Origin of the sequence: Natronococcus jeotgali DSM 18795 (genome assembly GCF_000337695.1) — an archaeon.
Classification (GTDB): domain Archaea; phylum Halobacteriota; class Halobacteria; order Halobacteriales; family Natrialbaceae; genus Natronococcus; species Natronococcus jeotgali.
On sequence record NZ_AOIA01000166.1, the window covers coordinates 12,762 to 32,928 of the forward strand.

A 20,167-nucleotide genomic window follows, 5' to 3' on the forward strand; every position below is an offset into this window, starting at 1 on the left:
GAACTCGGATCGCGTCCGTCGACCGATCGCGGGCCGCGCTCGCTCTCGAGGGGTGACCGCCCGGTGAGACGACGCGACGTCGTCGCCGGGATCGGCAGTCTCGGCGCGCTCGCGGGCGCGGGGTCGGTCGTGCGCTACGGCCTCCCGTCGATCGACGGCGGTACGGCCGCCGCGGACGGCGACGAGACTGAGGACGAGGTCGAGGAGTGGCCGATGGAGGTCGAGACGATCGAGGCCCGGGGGAGCGAGGCGGGAACGATGACCGTCCCCTCCGAGAACGTCATGGTGCTCATGTTCTTCGTCAACGGCTGTGGCAACTGCCAGGCCCAGACGGGACGGGTCGCCGACGCCAGGGCCCAACTCCGGGACGATCACGGCGATGCGGTCAGCTTCCTGTCGCTGACCTACGACTCCAGGGAACAGATTCCGCCCGACGAGCTCCGCGAGTGGTGGGAGACCCACGGCGGGAACGGCTACCTGAGCTACGACGCCGCCGACCCGATGCACGAGTACGCCGCGGTCGGCTACCCCGTCACGATCGTCATCGACCCCGACGGCGAGGAACACTGGCGGGACACGGGGATCACCGACGGCAGCCGGATCGTCTCGGCGGTCGAGGACGCGCTCGAGGCGACGGCCGACGCGGAAAACGAATCCGCCGAAAACGGGACGGACGGAGCGGGCGAACCCGGCGCCGACGGGACCGCGGAAAACGGCTCCGACGGCGCGAACTGATCGCCTCGAGCGGTCGAGCGAAGCGAGCCGGGGCTACGCCTCGGCCTGCCAGCTGCGGACGCGGTCGGCGCTGACGCCGTCGACGTCGTCGGCGACCGCGTCGGGGTCGGCGTCGGTCAGGTCCTCGAGGCTCTCGATGCCCGCGTCCTCGAGTTTCGCGGCGGTCTTGGCCCCGACGCCCTCGAGGCTCTCGAGGGCGGAGCCGTTCTCGCGGGCCTGGAACTCCCGGTAGTTACAGATCGGACAGCCGAGCTCCCAGGGCTCGTCGCCGCTGTGGACCACGAGTTCGGGGAGGGCGTGGTCGTCGCAGCGCTCGTCGGTGACCTCGATCTCGCCGCGGCGGGGCAGGGGCAGCGAGTACTCGCAGTCGGGATAGCGCGTACAGCCCACGAGCCGGGAGCCGTTCCGGAGGGTCTTGATCGCGAGCTCCCCGCCGTGTTCGGCGCCGCAGTCCGGACACTCGCCCAGAACGGGGCCCTCCCCGGCGTCCTCGGCCTTACACAGCGGACAGCCGTGGACGAACGTCTGACGGCCCGCGAGCATCTTCACCTCGTTGAGCCCGTGCTCGTCGCACTCCGCGTCCATGATCAGCGGTTTGCCCGTCGAGGGCAGCGGCAGCGTGTACTCGCAGTCGGGGTAGCCGTCGCAGCCGATGAAGTAGGAGCCGTGGCGGCTCTGGCGCACGAGCAGGTCCTCGCCGCAGTCGGGACAGGGACCCAGCCGCTTGTCGTCTTTGAGCGACTTCCGGAGGTGGTCGCCGATCTCCTCGCGCGAATCCGCGAGGTTCGCGAAGATCTCCTCGAGCATCTCCCGGGAGTCGTCGGTCACGTCCTCGAGGTCGGCCTCGCCGGAGGCGATGGCGTCCATGTCGGCCTCGAGCTGGGCGGTCATCCCCTCGCTGACGACCCGGTCGGCGTAGTTCTCGGCGGCGTCGACGACCGCCATCGCCAGTCTGGTCGGACGGGGCGGATCGCTCTCGATGTAGCCCCGATCGTACAGTTTCTCGAGGGTATTGTGGCGGGTCGACTTCGTTCCCAGCCCCAGATCCTCCATGGTCTCGATCAGCCGCGACTGGCCGTACCGGCGGGGCGGCTGGGTCTCCTTTTCCTCGAGTTCGACGTCCTCGATCGCCAGCTTCTCGTCGGTCTCGACGTCGGGGACGTAGTTCTCCGAGGTGTTGAAGTAGGGGTAGACGTCGTGGTAGCCCGGCTCGACCAGACGCTTGCCGTTTGCCTTCAGGCGGGCGTCGTCGACCTCGGCGACGACCTTGAGGTGCTCCCACTCCGCGGGGTCGGCGACGGTCGCGTAGAACCGGCGGACGACCAGTTCGTAGAGCTCCCACTCGTCGTCGTCGACGTCTCCGCCGCGGGTCGGGATCTCACCCGTCGGATGGATCGGCGGGTGGTCGGTCGTCTCCTCGTCGCCCTCCGTCGGGCGGATCTCGTCGGCCTCGAGCAGGGCGTCGGCGGCGTCGCCCAGCTCCGAGTGGTCGACGAACGCCTCGAGCAGCTCCTCGGGATCGAGGTCGTCGGGGTAGACGGTGTTGTCGGTTCGGGGGTAGGTGATGTAGCCGGCGGTGTAGAGGTCCTCGGCGATCGACATCGCCCGCTTGGCCGAGTAGCCGATCGCGCTGGCCGCGCGGATGAACTGGGTCGTGTTGAACGGGGCGGGCGGGGCGTCGGTCCGGGTGCGGCGGTTGACGTCGACGACCGTCGCCGCGTCGCGACTCGAGAGGGTCTCGTAGACCTCGTCGGCCTGGGCTTCCTCCCAGACGCGCTCGGCCTCGTTGTCGTCCTCGTCGCGGTAGAAGTACTGGGCCTCGAAGGTCGTCTCGTCGTCTCGCGGTTGCTCACCGCTCGACGTTTCCGAGGCGCGTTGCGCCTCGCTCTTTTTCAGGTCGGCGAACAGCTCCCAGTAGGTCTCGGGATCGAACGCCTCGATCTCCCGCTCGCGGTCGACGATCAGCTTCAGCGTCGGCGACTGGACCCGCCCGACCGAGATGAAGTCGTCCCCGAGCTGGCCGGCCGACAGCGAGAGGAATCGCGTGAGCGCAGCGCCCCAGATCAGGTCGATGATCTGGCGGGCCTCGCCCGCGGCCGCGAGGTCGAAATCGAGCTCGTCGGGCTCCTCGAAGGCGCTTTTGACCTCGTTCTCGGTGATCGAGGAAAAGCGCACCCGGCGGATGGGGACGTCCGCGTCGACCTCGCGGACGATGTCGTAGGCCTCCTTCCCGATGAGCTCGCCCTCGCGGTCGTAGTCGGTCGCGATCGCGACCCGTTCGGCTCGGCGCGCGAGGATCCGCAGGGTGGCGACGATGTCCTCTTTCGTCGCGGTCTTTTCGACCTCCGCGTCGATGAGCTCGACGGGCTCGACGTCCCGCCAGTCCGAGTACTCCGCGGGGAAGTCGACGCCGACGACGTGGCCCGACAGCCCCACGCAGCGCTTGCCGCCCCACTCGTAGACGTTGACGCCGTTCTCGCGAGTCGAGTCGTAGGTGCCGCCGGAGAGGATGTCGGCGATCCGTCGAGCGGCGTTGTCCTTCTCGGTGATTATCAGTTCCACCGTCGATCACCTCGCGGCTCGGGCGACGGCTCCGGAGCGACGGTCGCGGTCATGATCGCCCGGTACGGCTGAGGATCTGATAACGCTTTCGGCGAAACCCGCAGCCAGCGCGGGTGTGCGTGCGGTACGCGGGCGTTTGCGCTCGCGCGCGGGGAGGTGTGTGCGCGGCGAACCGGCGACGAACGGGTTCCGCGTCGCGATCGCTCGCGCTACAGCGGCGTGAACGGGAGCGTCGCCGTCGACTCCGCGTCGTAGTCGAGGGCCGTCGATTGGTCGACGTCGGGCGGCGTCAGCACGTCGACGATCCGCGGGGCGTTCTCGACCGCCCCCTCGCGCGCGCCGCCGAAGACGAACGGGCCGCGTTCGGGTTCGACCGGCCGGAAGACGCCGCGGTCCTCGGAGCCGACGACCGGAACGACCTCGGCGTTCTCGAGGTCGAATCCGCCGCCGAGAGCCGCCTTTTCGACCGACAGAATCGCCGTCTCCTCGTCGAAATCGACGAGCGTGTCCGGCGATCCCAGGTCGTTGCCGGCGGCGTCGACGACCGACGAGCCGAAGCCGCTGGCGGCGACGCGGTAGTGCCACTCGGCGTCGAACGCGGCGGTGAGTTGCAGGTCGCCGAGCTCCGTCGTCCGGCCGCCCTCGAGCGACGGGTCGCGGAGGTAGACCGCGAAGTAGTGGGGCGAGAACTCGCCGCCGAAGGTGTCGTAGAGCTCGTCGACCTCGAACGCGAGGCGGTACTCGCGCTCCGTCTCGTAGACGGCGAACGACCGCAGGTCGAACGCGCCCTCGCGGAAGTCGTCGCTGGTCGGATACGCGTACTCGCCGGGGCCGTGGTCGTCCCCGCTCGGATCGTCGAACTCGGCGACGAGGTCGCCGGGCGAAACGGTGACGGTGGCCGACTCGAGGACGCGTTCGCTATCGGGGTCGCGCAGGACGACCTCGTAGTCGCCGGGCGTCGTGATCGCGTACCCGAACTCGACGGTCTCGTCGGACGCCCCGGGCGAGAGGCGGACGTTGTCGAGGGCCGCGCGGTCGCCGTCGATCTCGATCGCGACCGTCGTCCCGCCGACGAACGCGCCGTCGTTGGCGCCCGTCGCCGTGACGAACGGGTCGCCGAGCGTCGCCTCCTCGTCGATGGCGTACTCGAGGTCCTGTGTCGGACGCTCGTAGGTCGGGAGGTCGCGGCGTTCCCGGCCCTCGGCGGGGCGCAGCCGGATCGCCGTCCCGCCGCTGCGGGCCATCGACGCGAGGATCGTCGTGCTCGGATCGACGATCGCCTCGTCGATCCTGACGGCCTCGGGGTCGGCTTCGTAGCCGCCACCGATCCCGTCCGAGTAGAGCTCCGCGACGTACTTCGGACCGCGGGGCCCCTTCCCGCGGCCCGCCTCGCCGGACTCGCCCGGCGCGAGGAACTCGAGCGGAACGTCGACCGCGCGTCCGGCCTCGTCGGTCATCGCGCCGACGTACCACTCCTCGCCCGCTCGCCGAGCGGTGACGGTGTAGTCGCCGACGGCGGCGCCGACGACGACCGTCTCGTCCCAGCCGGCCGCGGGGACGGACTCGAGGAACGCGAACTCGGGTTTCGCGTCGACGTTCTCGTTCTCGGGCGTGTAGCCCTCGTACTCGGCCGGAACCGGGGACGGTTCGTCGGCTTCACTCACCCCGATCGTGTTGAGGTTGAACCCGCCGACGTCGCCCCCGAACGCGTCGCCCGAGTCGTCGTAGTGGAGTTCGATCGCGACCTCGTTGTCGCCCTCGGCGAGGTCGATCTCAGTCGTGAACACCTCCCACCGGTCCCAGTAGTCGGTGAACTCGGGCGAGATGGTCGTCGTCTCGTCGTTGACCCGAAGCGTCGCCCGCGGCGCGCCGGCCTCGAGCACGCGCTCGGCGTTGTCCTCGCCGTCGGCCGCGTAGCGCAGGTGGAGGTCGTACGTGCCCGCGTCGACGTCGCGGACGGTGAACGAAACGGACGATCCGGAGGGGACGCGGTTCGGATCGACGGCGACGTAGTTCGTTCCGAAGGCGTTTCGCCACTCGTCGAGGGTGACGAAGCCGTCGACGTCGCCCGAAGCAGCCTGCAGACACTCGCCGACCTCGAGCCCCTCGTCGACGTAGGCCTCCATTCGATCGGCGGCCATCTGCAGTCCGCTCAGGTACGTCGGGTACATCGCGAGCTGTTTCGCTCGCGTCGTCTGGACCCGATCGCCGCGGTCGTCGGTGAACGTGAGATCGAAGATGCCGGGCTGAAAGCTAACCGGGCCGGCCAGGTTGCGGGTGAACGGCAGCGTGACGTGGTGGGCCGGGTCGAGGGTCGAACTGAGCTGGTCGAAGCCGTCGAACTCCTGGGCTCGCACGACCTCCCGGTTGGCGACGTTCGGATAGGTTCGGAGCTCCCCGGTCGGCTTGATCCCCTCGTGGATCTCGAGGAGCTGGCGGTTGGCGGCAGCGGCTTCGATGACCAGCCGGTGGTGGTTGACCGCCAGCTGGTTGTGCTGGTTGTGGGTCGGTTCGGAGCCGTCGCCGTCGATGCCCAGCCCCGGATCGGAGACGTAGCCGTTCTTGATCGAGTGAATGCCCACGTCCTCGTACTGGGCGAAGATATCGTCCTCGAGGATCTGCTCCTCGTAGTTCGGCAGCGCCCCGGCCGTCTCGTTGTGCATCGTCATCTCGACGTCGCTCTCGAGCGAGCGCCCGTACTCGGTAACCTCGCGGACGTCGAAGTCGGGATAGGAGTCGTCGACGCCGAACTCGAGGCCGGTCCCGTCGCCGGGGTAAGTGTCCCACCCCTGGTTCCACCCCTCGACGAGGACGCTATCGATACCGTTTCGATCCGCGAACCGCATGTATCGCTTCATCCGCTCGGTTCGGGCGCCGTGAACGTAGCCCGCCGGATCCTCGCCGGCGTCCGCGAGCTCCTCGTCGGACCGGTACTCCCAGTTGGCCGACCCCGCGATCATGGTCCACCAGATGCCGACGTACTTCCGGGGTTCGATCCAGCTCGTGTCGGGCTCGCCGTCGACGGTCGGAAGGACCGATTCGTCGAGTTCGGGGCTCAACAGCGGAATCAGCTGGGACTCGATCAGGTCGCCGGGCCGTCGACCGATCTGGATCGTCCGCCAGGGCGTCGCCGTCGGCAGTTCGAGCGACGCCTTCGTCCCGTCCGGCAGCGGCGTCAGCTCCGTCGCGAACGTCGTCCCTCCGTCGTCGGATCGGGGCGCGAGCGTCGCGGCGGCGTAGTCCTCCAGGTCGGCCTCGTGAACGCTCAGGTAGGCGTCGTCGTCCGTCCTGACGGTAAGGGGCGTGTGCGCCCCGCGTTCCATCGGCGTCCCCGTCGGTCGGGTTTCTCGTTCACCGCCCGGAACCTCGCTGAGGGGCGTCTCGGCGTACTCCTGTTCGAACCGGGGGTTGGTGACCTCGTTGTCGATCCACCAGGCGGTGTAGTCCCCGGCGAAGTCGACCTCGGTGTGCTCCGAAGTGATGACGGCCCGCTCCTGGTTGGCCTCGAAGCTCTCGTCGAGGACCGTCCGCAGTCCCACGCCGTCGTCGAACGCCCGGATCTCGAGGTTCGCCGACCGACCCGGGGCCTCCGTCTCGGTCAGGCCGACGACCAGGGATTCGTAGGGCGCGCGAACCTCGTCGAACGCTCCCCAGACCGGGTCCCACGCTTCGGTCGCGGACTCGCGCTCGGTACCGGTGACCTCGAGGTCGACGCCGTCGCCGTCCTCGCCGGCGCCGAACGTCGGCTGGTTTCGGAACTCGAACCCGATCGCCGAGGGTTCGACGGAGGTCGTCCCGTCGACGGCGATCTCGTAGGAGGGGACGCCGTCCGACGCGTCGACGGTGATCGAGATCGATCCGTCGGGCGAGGTGACCCGCTGGACGGGGTCGTCGTCGTCGTTCGCTACCCGAGCGGCGGCCTCGTCCGGAACGGTCCGGACGTACGCCGCGGCGGCCAGCGCGCCCGCCGCCCCGGTCAGGAACGCCCGTCGGTCAGAAGGGAACAACGATTGTTGTGATCGTTTCTCACGCATTGTACTCGCCCTTCTCATCTATTATTATAAATGTGGGTGCTTGATAGAATGGGGCGCGAGAGGCGACGGACGAGGTCGGCGAAACGACCGCGCTCGCGGCCCAACGGCGTTCTACGGCGTTCGACCGCGTCAGCGGCGAGGTCCTCGCCCGGCGCGAAGCCTCGGATATCAGCTCCCGAACAGCTCCCGGTACGCTTTTCACTACTCGATGTTACCACCTAGTTGTATGAGCGAGTTCGATCAGTTCAGCGACGTCGGCGAAGCGGACGTAACGCGCGCGATCGGCCAGGAGTGGACCGAGGAGTTCATGGACTTCTCGGACTCGGACGTCATCGTCGTCGGCGGGGGCCCCTCCGGGCTCACCGCCGCGAAGGAGCTCTCCGAGCGCGGGATCAAGACGATGGTCGTCGAGAAGAACAACTACCTCGGCGGGGGGTTCTGGCTCGGCGGGTTCCTGATGAACAAGGTCACCGTGCGCGACCCGGCCCAGGGGATCCTCGAGGAGCTCGAGGTCTCCTACAAGGAGTCCCAGGACAGCGAGGACCTCTACGTCGCGAACGGCCCCGAGGCCTGTTCGGGGCTGATCAAGGCCGCCTGCGACGCGGGCGCGAAGATGCAGAACATGACCGAGTTCACGGACATCGTCATCCGCGAGGACCACAAGGTCTCGGGGATCGTGATGAACTGGACGCCGGTCCACGCGCTGCCCCGCGAGATCACCTGCGTCGACCCCATCGCCGTCGAGGCCGACCTGGTCATCGACGCGACGGGCCACGACGCGATGGCCGTCAAGAAACTCGACGAGCGGGGCGTCCTCGACGCGCCCGGTATCGGCGACGCCGAGGCTCGAGCGACGGGGATGGACCAGACCGGCGACGACAGCTACGGCGCGCCCGGCCACGACTCGCCCGGCCACGACTCGATGTGGGTCGGCAAGAGCGAGGACGCCGTCGTCGAGCACACCGGACTCGTCCACGACGGGCTGATCGCGACGGGGATGGCCACGGCGACGACCTACGGGCTGCCGCGCATGGGGCCGACGTTCGGCGCCATGCTCGTCTCGGGCAAGCGCGCAGCCCAGGAGGCCATCGACGAACTCGGCGTCGACGCCGACCCCGTCGACGTGACCTCGCGGGCGACGACGGCCGACGACTGATCGCGTTCGGAATCCACACCGTTTTTCGCAGCCGCCGACTCGACTCGAGCATGCGCGTCGTCGTCACCGGTGCGACCGGCGGTATCGGAAGCTGGATCGTCGATCACCTCGCGGGCGAGGGCCACGAGGTCCTCGGCGTCGACCTCGAACGTCCGTCCGGCGAGCGGAAGAACGCCACCTTTCTCGCGGGCGATCTAACCGACCAGGGAACCGCCTGGGAGTTGATCGATACCGCCGATCCCGACGCCGTCGTCCACTGCGCGGGAATCCCGGCGATGGGGATCCGTTCGGGCGGCGAAACCTTCGAGACGAACGTTCTCAGCACCTACCACGTCCTCGAGGCCGCCGGACGGGCGAACGCGGAGGTCGTCTGGACCTCGAGCGAGAGCACCTACGGGATGCCCTTCGCGGCGACGCCCCCGCTGCCGGACTACCTGCCGATCGACGAGGCCCACCCCAAGCGCCCGGAGGATCCCTACGGCACCTCGAAGCTCGTCGGCGAACTGCTCGCCGAACGGACGGTCCGGGCGTTCGACGTCCCCGTGACCTCGATCCGCCCCTCGTGGGTGAGCTACCCCGGCAGTCGGCAACTCGCCGAGGTTCGCGAGGCGTTCGACCCCGAAACGGCCGAGCGGAGCGGCAACTTCTGGTCGTACGTCGACGTCCGGGACCTGGCCTCGCTGGTCGAGGCCGCCCTCGAGACCGACCGCGAGGGCCACGAGGCCTACCTCGCGGTCGCGGCCGAGAACTACCTCGGCCGACCCACCGCGGAGACGATCGAAACGGTGTTCGGCGACCTGCCCGCCGACTGTGCGCTCGAGGGCGAGGAGTCGGCGTTTACGACGGCGAAAGCCCGGAAGGAGCTCGGCTGGGAGCCCGAGTACACCTGGCGGGAGGCGGAACAGGAGCCCTCGCGCGATCCGTCGTTTCTGGACGGCTGACGCGAGAGCGAGTCCGACCGCTCGAGACGGCTACCGGCGGCTGAACCGCCCGGTTCGACGGTCGTGGACGACCGCGATCGCGATACGCCCGCGTGAGGGGGGTCACCTCGTCGGTGCGGAGCGACTCGTTCGAGAACACCGGCGGGAACGTGTTCGCCGTAGTGAACGAGCGTCGGCGACAACAATCGGTGGGCGACCGCGGGACCGTAACTGATTCATCCGGTGGTACAACTAGATAATGCATGGTCGATCGAGCGTTTCTCTATCGGGCACCGACGACGGTCGCCGACGCGGACGCGATCGCGGACTGGCTCGAGGACCGCGTCGAGGCGTCGGTGGCGGTCCGAGATCGGTTCCTCGACGTCCATCGCGACGAGGAGCTCGCCGAACGGTTCGCCGAGGCGCGGGTCACCTCGCCGTACGACCGCGCGACCGGGAACACGATGGTGGGGACGGTCCGCTACGAGGAACGCGCCCTCGAGCACCCCGAGCGCGAGGGGGGCGTGCTCTACGACGGCCGACGGGTCCAGCGGGGGTTAAACGGCGCCTTGCCGCCCGAGGAGCGCGGACTCGAGACGCTGCACGTCGCCGTCCTCGATCGGGCGATCGGTACCTGGGGCGACCACGACGGGCGCTGGCACAAGCGGGTGAGCGTCCTCGGCCAGCCGGCGCTGGTGTCGGTGCCGGGGCTCTACGAGGCGCCCGCCAAGCCCGAGGAATACTACAGGGAGAAGCAGCGCCACTCGCTGCTGTCGGGTGACACGCCGCCCCGGGAGGTCCTCGAGAACCGCGTCGAGGGCGAGTTCCTGGTCGAGAACGATCCGCGAACGACCGACGCGCTGAAGGGGTACGCACTGCAGGCGTACGACTTCCTCGAGACGGGCGAGCCGTTTTGCGACCGCGAGGGGTGTCGGCTCTTCGACGCCCACTACCACGGGGACCTGATCGCGGCCCAGCTCCGCGAGCCCGAGTTCTGCAGCGAGCACGCGCGGCGGTACGACCGGGCGTGAGCCGGACTCGCGATCCGCTACTCGGCCGCGGGGAGGGTGAACGTGAACGTCGTTCCCTCGCCGGGCGCGGAGTCGACGTCGATCTCGCCGCCGTGGCGCTCGACGACGCGCCGACACAGCGCCAGCCCGATCCCCGTCCCGTCGTGTTCGTCGCGGCTGTGGAGTCGCTGGAACACCTCGAAGACGCGCTCCTGTTGCTCGGGATCGATGCCGATTCCCTCGTCCCGGACCGCGATCCGCCACCTCGAGCCGTCGCGCTCGGCGTCGATCCGGACCCGCGGGGGGTCGTCGCCGCTGTACTCGATCGCGTTCTCGAGCAGGTTCTGAAACACCTGCCGGAGTTGCCCCTCGTCGCCCTCGATCCGGGGCAGCGACGCGGTCGTGATCTCGGCGCCGCTCTCCTCGATCCGGAGCCGGAGATCGGCGAGGACGTCCTCGAGGAGCGTCTCGAGCGCGACGGGTTCGAAGGGGTCGCCCTGTGTTTCGACCCGGGAGTACGCCAACAGGCCGTCGATCATCTCGCGCATCCGTTCGGCGCCGTCGACCGCGTACGCGATGAACTCCTCGCCGTCCCCGTCGAGTTCCTCGGCGTACCGGTCCTCGAGGAGCTGGAGGTAGCTGGTGATCATCCGCAGGGGCTCCTGGAGGTCGTGACTCGCCGCGTACGCGAACTGCTCTAACCGCTCGTTGGACTCCTCGAGCTTGCGCTGGTACTCCCGGCGCTCGGTCACGTCCTGGACGACGAGCATCCCTTGCCGGGCCGAGCCGGTCGTCCCGACGGGGATCGTGTGCGCCCACAGCTCCCGCCCGGCGTAGCTCACCTCGAACGTGTTCTCCTCGCCCTCGAGCGCGGCCTCGAAGTACGGCTCGACGGTTTCGACGATCTCGTCGGGATAGCGCTCGTGGACCGTTTTCCCGACCGCGCTCTCCCGATCGATGCCGAGGTCGGCGATGAGGTTGCCGCCGGCGGCCGTATACCGCAGGTCGTCGTCGAACAGCGCGACGACGCCGTTCGGGAAGTTCTCGGCGAGGGTTCGGTACCGTTGCTCGCTCTCCTCGAGCCTGCGGCGATACCCCCGACGTTCGGTGATGTCCGTCTGCGTGAGCACCCCGCGGACGACCTCGCCGCTCCCGTCCGTGATGGGCATCCCGTGAATGAGCACCGTGCGTCGCTCCCCGTCGGCGGCCTCGATCTCGATAACGTCGGGATCGAGGACGGTCTCGCCCTCGAGGACGCGGCTCATCGTCCACTCCTCGGGCTCGATCGGCTCACCGGTGTCGGCCCACCAGCCGTCGTAGCGCTCGTAGTCGGCGACGGTCTCGGCGTCGAAGACGTCGTCGCCCCAGATCTCCGCGGCGGCGTCGTTGGCCTCGACCAGCCGTCCGTCGGCCTCCGCGACGACGACACCGACCGGGAGCACCTCGAACAGCGTCTCGAGCTGGCGCCGTTGCTCCGCGAGTTGTCGCTCGACCCACTTTCGTTCCGTAATGTCGACCAGCGCGCCGGGGAACGTAACCGGGTTTCCGTCGGCGTCGCACTCGACGCGGCCGCGGGCGACCACCCACCGGAGTTCGCCGTCGGCGTCGCGGACGCGGTACTCCGCCTCGTACTCGCCGCAGCTCTCGAGGGCGGCCTCGATCCTGCGTTCGACCCGCTCGCGGTCGTCCTCGTGGATCGAGTCGACGAACGCCTCGAGGGGTACCCCCTCCCGGGCCGCGTCGGGATCGATTCCGAACTGCTGTGCGAACGCGGCGCCCGTGACGAGCCGATCGTCCGCGACGTGCCACTCCCACGTGCCGACCGCACCCGCCTCCGTCGCTGCCTCGAGCTGGGCCTTCGCCTCTCGGAGGGACCGTTCGCGGTCCCGCCGATCGGTAACGTCCTGGGCCATCGCCATCCCGGTGACCACGCTCTCGTCGTCGGTCACCGGAACCGTATGGACTCGCCAGTTCCGGCCCGCGTACTCGAGTTCGACCGTGCTCTCCGCCCCCTCGAGCGTCGCCCGCAGCTTCGGCTCCAGCGCGTCGGCGACGGCTCCGTCCCCGATCTCCCGGACGTGTCTTCCCTCGAGGTCGTCGGCCTCTATCGGGAGGTTCTCGAACGCCTGCCCGGCCGCGAGTGCGACCTCGAGGTCGTCGTCGAACAGCGCGACGATCCCGTTCGGGAACGACTCGGCCAGCGTCCGGTACCGCCGTTCGGAGCGCTCGAGGTCGCGCTCGCGCCGACGTCGCTCGGTCACGTCGCGGAAGTACACCGATAACCCCGTCTCGGAGGGGTAGGCTCGCACCTCGAACCAGCTGTCCAGCGGCTCCGGATAGTACTCCTCGAACGTGACCGCTTCCGCCTCGGCCATCGCGTGCTCGTAGCGGGGTTTGAACTCCCGACGCTCCGCCTCCGGGAACGCCGTCCAGACGGGGTTCCCGATCAGCTGTCGGCCGTCGGGGTTGATCAGCTCCTCGGCGCGGTCGTTGAGGTAGGTGAACTCCCAGTCCTCGTCGAGCGCGAAGAAGGCGTCCGAGATCCGGCCGTGGATCTCCTCGAGTTCGGAGCGCCGTTGCTCGCTCTCGATCGCCGACGCCAGCACGTTCGCGACGCTTTTGACGAAGTTCGCGTCGTATGGCGTGAACGCGCGCCTTTCGGTCGCGTGCACGCCAAGCACCCCCCACGGCTCCTCGGGCGAGCCGACGACGACGCTGATCCCGCTGACGACGCCGTGGTCGACGAGCAGGTCGGGACCGGCAAAGCGATCCTCGTCGTGCAGGTCGTCGACGACGACGGGCTCCTCCGACAGCAGCGTGTACCCCGCCTGCGAGTCCGTATCGGTGGGGGCCGTCGCCGAGCCGATCAGCCCCGCCCGCCAGCCGACGCCCGCTCTGAGCGCGAGCGCGTCGTCGGAACGCAGTTCGAGCACCTTCGCGTACTCGGCCTCGAGCGTGTCGGCGACCGCGGCCGACGCCTCCCGGAACAGCCGATCGAGGTCGTCCGCCTCGAGCGCGCGCTGACCGAGGTCGGCGACGACCTCCTGCTGTCGTATCCGACGCCGAAGCGCCGCGTCCGTCTCGGGAGCCGAATCCATGATAAACTCGCTAATAACGTGGTGTGCGTAAGCCCTTCTATTTGCGCCCTGCCCGACGCCGACGGCGATCGGTCGCGATGCCCGCACGAACCGGTGTCTACTTCTATCCGACTCCTGAAAGACCGACGATGAGCGAGGAGTTTACGAGGGAGGTCCCCGTCCGGTTTCGCGATCTCGACCCGCTGAACCACGTCAACCACGCCGTCTACGCGAGCTACCTCGAGTCGGTCCGGATCGACTACATCGAGGCGGTGCTGGGCCAGCGGCTGCGCGAGCTGTCGTTCGTGATCGCGAACCTCGAGCTCTCCTACCGACGGCCGATCGAGTACGGCGACGAGCCCGTCGTCGCGCTGTGGGTGACCGACCTCGGCGAGACGAGCTGTACGATGGCCTACGAGATCCGGGTCGACGGCGAGGTCGCCGCGACCGCCGAGACCGTGATGGTCCACACCGACGGCGAGACCGGAAAACCGGCGCCGATCGACGGGGACGTCCGCGAACGGATCCGCGAGTACGAGGGGCTCGAAGCGTCGACCGATAGTACCAACTGAAACTGTTCGCACCCGATCGCACAGGAGTCGTGCGAGTCGGGTGCGCACTGACTTTCAGTGGCTACTATAGCCGCCGTCGCCGACTCTACCGCCCGTCAGCCGAACGACGCCGAAGATGTGCGTCTCGTCGGCGACCGCCCGCGATCGCTCCCGGAGCCTGGCGTGGGCCGCGTCGATCTTCGCGTCGAGGCGCAGGTGGGGGTCGTCGTCGTAGCGCAGCTTCGTCGTCGGCGGCGTCGAGAGGACGACGATCGCCCGGAAGACGGCGTTGACGGGCGGGGCGTACCACGCGTCGCTCCGGGCGGCGTTGGCCAGCACGACGTGACCGTCGGGGCCGACGAGGTCGCACCAGTCGTCAACCGCCCCTGCGGGGTCCTCGAGCATGCCGACGACGAACGTCGCGAGGACGGCGTCGACGTCTCCGCGGACGGGCGGTCGGGTCGCGTCGCCGCGGACGACGCGGACGTTGTCGTACTCCGCGGTGAGCTCGCGGGCCCGCTCGAGGACCGGTCCGGTGAAGTCGATCCCGATGACGGTCCCCTCTGGACCGACCCGCTCGCGGAGGTAGGGAAGGTTCGCGCCCGTGCCACAGCCCATCTCGACGACGGTGTCCCCGGGCTCGAGCCGGCAGGCGGCCGCGGCCCGCCGACGGAGCGCCGGGACGCCGGGCGTTCGGCGCGCGATCAGGTCGTAGAGGCGCGCCCAGCGGCCGTAGAACTCCCGTGCGTCCTCGCCGCTGGTGCTCGCCGACATGTTAGAGGAGCGTTCGGACGCTGTCGGCGACCGACTCCGCGTCGGACCCGAGCACGTAGATCAGCGGTTCGATTCCCATCCCGCCGGTCTGGTAGAGCACCGTCGCGTCGGGCTGGTCGTCGATGGCCGTACCGACGCTCTCGTCGACGTCGCCCGACTCGTCGAACTCGGCAGTGACGTGGCCCCGCTCGGACAGTTCCTCGAGCAGGTCCGGGTCGTAGGCGACGTTGATCGCCGCCGCGGCGTCGGAGCCGTGGCGACGCGCCGAGAGCAACACTGTCGCGACGTGCTCGGAGACGCCGAACTCCGGGCTCGTGGGGACCGTCGCTCGCCCCTTCACGTCGAAGATCCGGCCCGGGACGCCCGCGACGTCGTCGACGCCCTCGGCGTCGGGCGTGCAGGCGACGAGGTTCGAGCCGACCGCGGGGATCAGGGTCGCGAACCCGCTGGCGTTCTCGAGGATGCCCAGCCCGCGCCGCAGCGAGGACAGCACCCGCTCGCTGGTCCGGAGCTCGCTCTCGGGGTCGTGCACCCGGAAACTCGAGTCGCGGTCGGCCAGCTCGGGGACGGCCTCCTCGTGGAGCTGAGCGAGCAGGTCGCTTCCGCCCTCGAGCTCGCGGATCAACACCTCGGTCTCGATCAGCGCCTGCACGGGCGTCACGTCGCCGTCGGCCAGCCCCTCGCCGAGCTCGTCGACGAGGGCGGTGACCCGCTCGTCGTCGGCGATGCGGTCGTTGACCGTCACGTCCCCGTGGGCGTACTTCGAGACGGCGCTTTGACTGATCCCCAGCACCGTCGCGACCTCGCTCTGGGTGAGTCCCCGCTCCCGGAGCTCGCCGGCCAGCAGCGAGCGGAAGGTCGGCAGGAACTCGTCGACGACGATCTCTTCGACGAATTGCATCTCGTGGGTGAGCAGACGCGCGCCGGGGAAATAACTCCCGGGTCCGGGCGCTCAGCGGACGATCGTTACCGGGACGGGCGCGCGACGGGCGACGCGTTCGGCGACGTCGTCAGAACGCGACGCGTCCTGACTGGCTCGAAAATCCGCCGGATTTTCGAACGCTGCCGAGCAGGATTCGGGAAACGCCGTCGCGACCGTGGCTGCCGAGGACGACGTGGTCGATTCCGCGAGCGGTTGCGTACTCGGTGATCGCCCGCGCCGGCGATCCCAGTTTCAACTCCGTTCGGACCTCTCGGTCGTACTCGGCGGCAGTCCGCCGCGCGTCCTCGAGGACCGCCTGGCCCCGTTTCCGGAGCCGCGCCTCGATCTCGTCGCTGTACGCGTAGCCGCCCGTGTTCCCGTACCGATAGCTCGAGGGACTGATGACGTGCAAAACGGTGAGCTCGGTGTCGGGAAACGAGTCGATAGCGTACTCGAGCGCGCGGTCGGAGCGATCGGATCGGTCGACGGGGACGAGGATCTGCCCCCTCACCATGAGAGACGATACCACCCGGAAGCAGAAATCGGTATCGCCCGGCGACTGACGACGCGAAAGCGCGCGGACGTCTCCGCCGCGTCGCGGACGATTTATCCCGTCGTCGACGAAACCCTCACCCGATGACCGACCAATCCATCGGGCTCGTGATCGGCTCCGGGGTCGCGACGTTCCTGATCGTCGGCGTCGCCGTCGGCGAACTCCTCGGCCACCAGTTCGGCATCACCCCGCTCGTCGGGGTCCCCGTCGGCGGGCTCGCCGGCGCCCTCGCGGTCGCCAGCGTCGCGACCGGGCTCGCCGAGTCGACTCCGCCCCGCCAGCGCCGGCTGACCGGTGGGTTCGCCGGGTTCACGATCGGGTTCGCGATCGGCACCGCGCTGGCTGGCGCCGTCCTCAGCTTCGATCTCAGCTCGGCGGTCGCGATCGGCGCGGCCGTCGGAATCGTTCTGGGGGTCGCCGCCGCCGATCTGGTTTAGTCCTCGCGCTCGAGCTGGTCGCCGCCGAACTCGTCGTCGCTCTGGATGCGCGAGGCCTGCGGGCCGGCCTGGTCCTGGTACTTCGAGCCCCGGTCGCTCCCGTAGGGTCGCTCGGCCTCGGTCTTCAGCTCCGTGAAGGTGAGCTGGGAGATGCGCATTCCGGGGGTCAGGGCGACGGGCGCGGTCCCGAGGTTCGAGAGCTCGAGGGTGATCTGCCCGCGGTACCCGGGGTCGCAAAGCCCCGCTGTGGCATGGACCACCACGGCAAGCCGTCCCAGCGAAGAGCGCCCCTCGACGTGAGCGATAAGGTCGGCGGGGATCTCGACGCGCTCGTGGGTCGTCCCCAGCACGAAATCGCCCGGATGGAGAATGAAGTCGTCGCCGTCGTCGACGACGGTCTCGGTGACGTACTCGTCGACCTCGTGTTCGGCGTCGGGGTGGATACAGGAGATGTTCGTCCGCTGGAACTCGAGGAACTCCCGGCCCAGTCGCAGGTCGACGCTGGCGGGCTGGATCTGCAGTTCGGGATCGTCGAGAGGGTCGACGACGAGGTCGCCGTCCTCGAGGCGTCTGAGAATATCGGCGTCGGAGAGGATCATAGGCGAGCCGACGAACGGTGCGGGTGTAAACGGTTCGACTTCGGTCGACTCGAGGGCGCGGGCTTTCGCCGCGGCTATAGGGGTCGGCCCCGTTCGCTCGGGTATGAAACAGGCCATCGTCGCCCGGACGGACGTCGGAATGGGACAGGGGAAACTCGCCGCGCAGGTCGCCCACGCCTCGCTGTCGGCCTACGAGAAAGCCGACAAGCGAACCCGCGATCGGTGGAAGTCGGGCGGGCAGAAGAAGGTCGTCCTCGAGGGCGAGAGCGAGCGCCAGCTCCACGAGCTCTCCGAGATCGCCGACGGCCGCGGGCTGCCCAACGCCCTGATCCGGGACGCGGGCCACACCCAGCTCGAGTCGGGCACCGTCACCGCGCTGGCGGTCGGGCCCGGCGACGAGGACGTCGTCGACCGCGTCACGGGCGAGCTCTCGCTGTTCTGACTGGATCGCCGGCTCGCAAACCCCTTTTCGGCTGGAGCCCGTCGATCGGGTATGACCGACGACCCCCACGGCGGACAACCGATCGAGCGGGCCGGGGCCGACCTCGAGGCGGCAGCTGCGGCGGTCGTCCTCGTCCACGGCCGCGGCGCCCGAGCGCGAGGTATGCTCGGGATCGCCGACGAGATCGGCCGCGACGACGTCGCCTACCTCGCTCCGCAGGCGACCCGACGGACCTGGTACCCCGAGTCCTTTCTCGCCGAGATCGAGTCGAACCAGCCCCACCTCGAGTCGGCGCTCGGGCTGCTCGAGGACGTCCTCGAGGAGGTGACGACCGACGACGGCGACGGGAGCGTTCCCCTCGAACGGACGGTGCTGCTCGGGTTCTCCCAGGGCGGCTGTCTCGCGACGGAGTACGCCGCCCGGAACGCCGACCGCTACGGCGGGGTCGTCGCCCTGAGCGGCGGCCTGATCGGTCCCGAGGGAACGCCGCGGGAGTACGAGGGCTCGATGGACGGGACGCCCGTCTTCGTCGGCTGCGGCGATCGGGACCCACACATCCCCGTCGAGCGCGTCGCGGAGACCGCCCGCGTCTTCGAGGAACTCGAGGCCGACGTCGAGAAACGGATCTACGAGGGCGTCGGCCACACGGTGCTCGCGGACGAACTCGAGTACGTCCGCGGGCTCGTCGCCGACGTCGCCGGGCGATCGGACGCGGACGAATAGTTGCGTTCACCCACCTGAAGATCCAAAATAGCGGGGTGTGACGTTGATAACCACGGGGTCGGTAGGTGCCGGAACCGATGAACGCTCGATGTCCGGAGTGCAGCGACGGTCTGGGAGAGCTGGTCGGAAAGAGACGGGACGACGGCGACGTCTCGGCGGACTTCGAGTGTCCGGGCTGTGGCCACGAGTGGGAAGTGACGCTGTAGGCACCGGGGCGTCGCTCGGACCGTCGACGTCCGAGAACGAACCGATTTATCCGCGGCGTTCGAACCGTCGCCAACGAGCATGCGCCCAGCCCACCCTACAGAGCGAGCCGTCGGGATCGACCGCTACGTCAGCGACGCCGACGGCGTCGGCGGCCGCCTCCGCACCGCGGACGACCACTTCCGCGTGCGCGAACTCGAGCGCTTCGACACCGAGTCCCTCGAGGCATCGACCGACGCCTACCCGCACCTCGTCTTCCGGGCGACGCTTCGGGGGTGGGACACGAACGACTTCGCCTCCCGGGTTTCGGACGCGCTGGGGATCTCCCGCGAGCGCGTGAACTGGGCGGGCACGAAGGACAAGTACGCCGTGACCACCCAGCTGTTCTCGGTCTACGGCGCCGAACCGGAGGACCTGCCCGACGTCGACGGCGCAGACCTCGAGGTACTGGGTCGGGCGGGACGGAACCTCGAGTTCGGCGACCTGGCGGGCAACGCCTTCGAGATCGTCGTCGGCGACCCGGAACGCCCGGCAAACGCCGAGACGATCACCGACGAACTCCGCGAGTTCGGCGGGCTCGAGCGGCAGCGGGGCGAAGACGGGGCCGACGGATCGGGAACGCCGATCGGCGTCCCCAACTTCTTCGGCCAGCAGCGCTTCGGCAGCCGGCGCCCGGTCACTCACAAGGTGGGCCTCGAGATCGTCCGCGAGAACTGGGAGGGCGCCGTGATGGCCTACCTGGGGAACCCGACCGACGCGGAGCCCGAGGGGACCCAGGAGGCTCGCGCCTTCGTCGAGGAGACGAGAGACTGGCAGGCGGCCCTCGAGCGCATCCCGAACCGCCTGCGCTACGAGCGCTCGATGTGTCACGCGCTGGCCGAGTGCGACGGGGAACCCGGCCCCGAGGAGTTCCGGACCGCCCTCGAGCGGGTGCCCTCGAACCTCCAGCGGCTGTTCGTCCACGCCGCGCAGTCCTACGCCTTCAACCGCACGCTGAGCGAGCGCCTCGAGCGCGGGCTCCCGTTCGATCGGCCCGTCGCGGGCGACGTCGTCTGCTTCTCCGATGCGGACGCTCCGGAGGGGCTCGAGCTGCCCGACACGGACCGCCTCCAGCGCGTCGACGAGCGCCGGGTCGACGCCGTCACTCGTCACTGCGAGCGCGGCCGCGCGTTCGTCACCGCGCCGCTGGTCGGCACCGACACGGAACTGGCCGACGGCGAGCAAGGCGAGATCGAACGCGACGTGCTCGACGAGCTGGACCTCGAGCCCGGGGACTTCGACCTGCCGGGGGAGTTCCACTCGACGGGCACCCGCCGGGCGATCCTGGTTCGGACGGACCTGGGGCTCGAGCGCGAGCCGCTGACGCTTTCCTTTTCCCTGCCGAAGGGGTCGTACGCGACGGTCGTCGCGCGGGAGTACCTGAAGGTCGACCCGATCGAGCTCGGCTGACTCCGCGACGGCGCTCCCG

The 20,167-nt window shown here is 69.3% G+C and carries 17 protein-coding genes; 10 read left to right on the forward strand and 7 right to left on the reverse strand.

The annotated features are described in order from the left end of the window. Positions 1-63 precede the first annotated feature (63 nt). The gene (locus C492_RS20800; protein WP_008427265.1) at positions 64-735 is read left to right on the forward strand and encodes a TlpA family protein disulfide reductase; all 672 of its coding nucleotides are present in this window, start codon (positions 64-66) and stop codon (positions 733-735) included. A 33-nt stretch (positions 736-768) separates the two neighbouring features. Here the strand turns inward: C492_RS20800 and C492_RS20805 are convergent, their stop codons facing one another. After that, positions 769-3,297 carry a DNA topoisomerase I gene (locus C492_RS20805; protein WP_008427267.1) on the reverse strand — a complete coding sequence of 843 codons (2,529 nt, stop codon included), beginning with the start codon at positions 3,295-3,297 and terminating at the stop codon, positions 769-771. Positions 3,298-3,506: 209 nt separating this feature from the next. Further along, the gene (locus C492_RS20810) at positions 3,507-7,331 is read right to left on the reverse strand and encodes a glycoside hydrolase family 97 catalytic domain-containing protein (protein WP_049893228.1); all 3,825 of its coding nucleotides are present in this window, start codon (positions 7,329-7,331) and stop codon (positions 3,507-3,509) included. Positions 7,332-7,557: 226 nt separating this feature from the next. On the opposite strand from C492_RS20810, the gene C492_RS20815 reads away from it, so the two are divergent. The 3 genes from C492_RS20815 to C492_RS20825 all read left to right on the forward strand — a co-directional run bounded on the left by C492_RS20815 (position 7,558) and on the right by C492_RS20825 (position 10,438). Next, positions 7,558-8,487 (forward strand): sulfide-dependent adenosine diphosphate thiazole synthase, encoded by a 930-nt coding sequence (locus C492_RS20815; RefSeq protein ID WP_008427270.1) that lies wholly within the window; start codon positions 7,558-7,560, stop codon positions 8,485-8,487. 50 nt (positions 8,488-8,537) lie between these two features. After that, entirely contained in the window at positions 8,538-9,428 is an 891-nt protein-coding gene (locus tag C492_RS20820) for an NAD-dependent epimerase/dehydratase family protein (protein WP_008427272.1), read from the forward strand. 242 nt (positions 9,429-9,670) lie between these two features. Further along, positions 9,671-10,438: a DUF7001 family protein gene (locus C492_RS20825; protein ID WP_008427274.1), complete on the forward strand. Its 768-nt coding sequence runs from the start codon at positions 9,671-9,673 to the stop codon at positions 10,436-10,438. A gap of 17 nt (positions 10,439-10,455) precedes the next feature. Here the strand turns inward: C492_RS20825 and C492_RS20830 are convergent, their stop codons facing one another. After that, on the reverse strand, positions 10,456-13,515 hold the full coding sequence (locus tag C492_RS20830; protein ID WP_008427275.1) for a PAS domain-containing protein: 3,060 nt from the start codon (positions 13,513-13,515) through the stop codon (positions 10,456-10,458). A 128-nt stretch (positions 13,516-13,643) separates the two neighbouring features. Here C492_RS20830 and C492_RS20835 point away from each other — a divergent pair, with 128 nt between their 5' ends. Beyond that, entirely contained in the window at positions 13,644-14,066 is a 423-nt protein-coding gene (locus tag C492_RS20835) for an acyl-CoA thioesterase (RefSeq protein WP_008427277.1), read from the forward strand. A 54-nt stretch (positions 14,067-14,120) separates the two neighbouring features. Here the strand turns inward: C492_RS20835 and C492_RS20840 are convergent, their stop codons facing one another. The 3 genes from C492_RS20840 to C492_RS20850 form a co-directional block, all read right to left on the reverse strand. After that, complete coding sequence (locus C492_RS20840) at positions 14,121-14,819, reverse strand: class I SAM-dependent methyltransferase (protein WP_008427279.1); 699 nt, start codon at positions 14,817-14,819, stop codon at positions 14,121-14,123. Position 14,820: 1 nt separating this feature from the next. Next, a complete protein-coding gene (locus tag C492_RS20845) occupies positions 14,821-15,720 on the reverse strand; it encodes a thiamine-phosphate synthase family protein (RefSeq protein WP_008427281.1) in 900 nt (299 codons plus the stop codon). 109 nt (positions 15,721-15,829) lie between these two features. Continuing rightward, a complete protein-coding gene (locus C492_RS20850) occupies positions 15,830-16,255 on the reverse strand; it encodes a universal stress protein (protein WP_008427282.1) in 426 nt (141 codons plus the stop codon). Between the two features lie 122 nt (positions 16,256-16,377). Between C492_RS20850 and C492_RS20855 the strand changes: the two genes are divergently transcribed. Continuing rightward, a complete protein-coding gene (locus C492_RS20855; RefSeq protein ID WP_008427285.1) occupies positions 16,378-16,731 on the forward strand; it encodes a hypothetical protein in 354 nt (117 codons plus the stop codon). Here the strand turns inward: C492_RS20855 and dcd are convergent. After that, the gene (dcd, locus tag C492_RS20860) at positions 16,728-17,330 is read right to left on the reverse strand and encodes a dCTP deaminase (protein WP_008427287.1); all 603 of its coding nucleotides are present in this window, start codon (positions 17,328-17,330) and stop codon (positions 16,728-16,730) included. The two genes, C492_RS20855 and dcd, sit on opposite strands and share 4 nt — an antisense overlap. A 103-nt stretch (positions 17,331-17,433) precedes the next feature. Here dcd and pth2 point away from each other — a divergent pair, with 103 nt between their 5' ends. The 4 genes from pth2 to truD all read left to right on the forward strand — a co-directional run bounded on the left by pth2 (position 17,434) and on the right by truD (position 20,148). Further along, entirely contained in the window at positions 17,434-17,772 is a 339-nt protein-coding gene (pth2, locus tag C492_RS20865) for a peptidyl-tRNA hydrolase Pth2 (protein WP_008427290.1), read from the forward strand. A gap of 51 nt (positions 17,773-17,823) precedes the next feature. Then, complete coding sequence (locus tag C492_RS20870; protein ID WP_008427292.1) at positions 17,824-18,495, forward strand: alpha/beta hydrolase; 672 nt, start codon at positions 17,824-17,826, stop codon at positions 18,493-18,495. 77 nt (positions 18,496-18,572) lie between these two features. Further along, on the forward strand, positions 18,573-18,701 hold the full coding sequence (locus C492_RS25640; protein WP_008427295.1) for a hypothetical protein: 129 nt from the start codon (positions 18,573-18,575) through the stop codon (positions 18,699-18,701). A 79-nt stretch (positions 18,702-18,780) separates the two neighbouring features. Continuing rightward, the gene (gene truD / locus C492_RS20875) at positions 18,781-20,148 is read left to right on the forward strand and encodes a tRNA pseudouridine(13) synthase TruD (protein WP_008427297.1); all 1,368 of its coding nucleotides are present in this window, start codon (positions 18,781-18,783) and stop codon (positions 20,146-20,148) included. Positions 20,149-20,167 lie beyond the last annotated feature (19 nt).

Excerpts from the sequence above, each read along its gene's own strand:
- C492_RS20840 (WP_008427279.1), bottom strand. The coding sequence starts at position 14,819 with ATGTCGGCGAGCACCAGCGGCGAGGACGCACGGGAGTTCTACGGCCGC.
- truD (WP_008427297.1), top strand. The coding sequence starts at position 18,781 with ATGCGCCCAGCCCACCCTACAGAGCGAGCCGTCGGGATCGACCGCTAC.
- dcd (WP_008427287.1), bottom strand. The coding sequence starts at position 17,330 with ATGATCCTCTCCGACGCCGATATTCTCAGACGCCTCGAGGACGGCGAC.
- C492_RS25640 (WP_008427295.1), top strand. The coding sequence starts at position 18,573 with ATGAACGCTCGATGTCCGGAGTGCAGCGACGGTCTGGGAGAGCTGGTC.
- C492_RS20855 (WP_008427285.1), top strand. The coding sequence starts at position 16,378 with ATGACCGACCAATCCATCGGGCTCGTGATCGGCTCCGGGGTCGCGACG.
- C492_RS20825 (WP_008427274.1), top strand. The coding sequence starts at position 9,671 with ATGGTCGATCGAGCGTTTCTCTATCGGGCACCGACGACGGTCGCCGAC.
- C492_RS20845 (WP_008427281.1), bottom strand. The coding sequence starts at position 15,720 with ATGCAATTCGTCGAAGAGATCGTCGTCGACGAGTTCCTGCCGACCTTC.
- C492_RS20835 (WP_008427277.1), top strand. The coding sequence starts at position 13,644 with ATGAGCGAGGAGTTTACGAGGGAGGTCCCCGTCCGGTTTCGCGATCTC.
- pth2 (WP_008427290.1), top strand. The coding sequence starts at position 17,434 with ATGAAACAGGCCATCGTCGCCCGGACGGACGTCGGAATGGGACAGGGG.
- C492_RS20850 (WP_008427282.1), bottom strand. The coding sequence starts at position 16,255 with ATGGTGAGGGGGCAGATCCTCGTCCCCGTCGACCGATCCGATCGCTCC.
- C492_RS20815 (WP_008427270.1), top strand. The coding sequence starts at position 7,558 with ATGAGCGAGTTCGATCAGTTCAGCGACGTCGGCGAAGCGGACGTAACG.
- C492_RS20830 (WP_008427275.1), bottom strand. The coding sequence starts at position 13,515 with ATGGATTCGGCTCCCGAGACGGACGCGGCGCTTCGGCGTCGGATACGA.
- C492_RS20870 (WP_008427292.1), top strand. The coding sequence starts at position 17,824 with ATGACCGACGACCCCCACGGCGGACAACCGATCGAGCGGGCCGGGGCC.
- C492_RS20820 (WP_008427272.1), top strand. The coding sequence starts at position 8,538 with ATGCGCGTCGTCGTCACCGGTGCGACCGGCGGTATCGGAAGCTGGATC.
- C492_RS20810 (WP_049893228.1), bottom strand. The coding sequence starts at position 7,331 with ATGCGTGAGAAACGATCACAACAATCGTTGTTCCCTTCTGACCGACGG.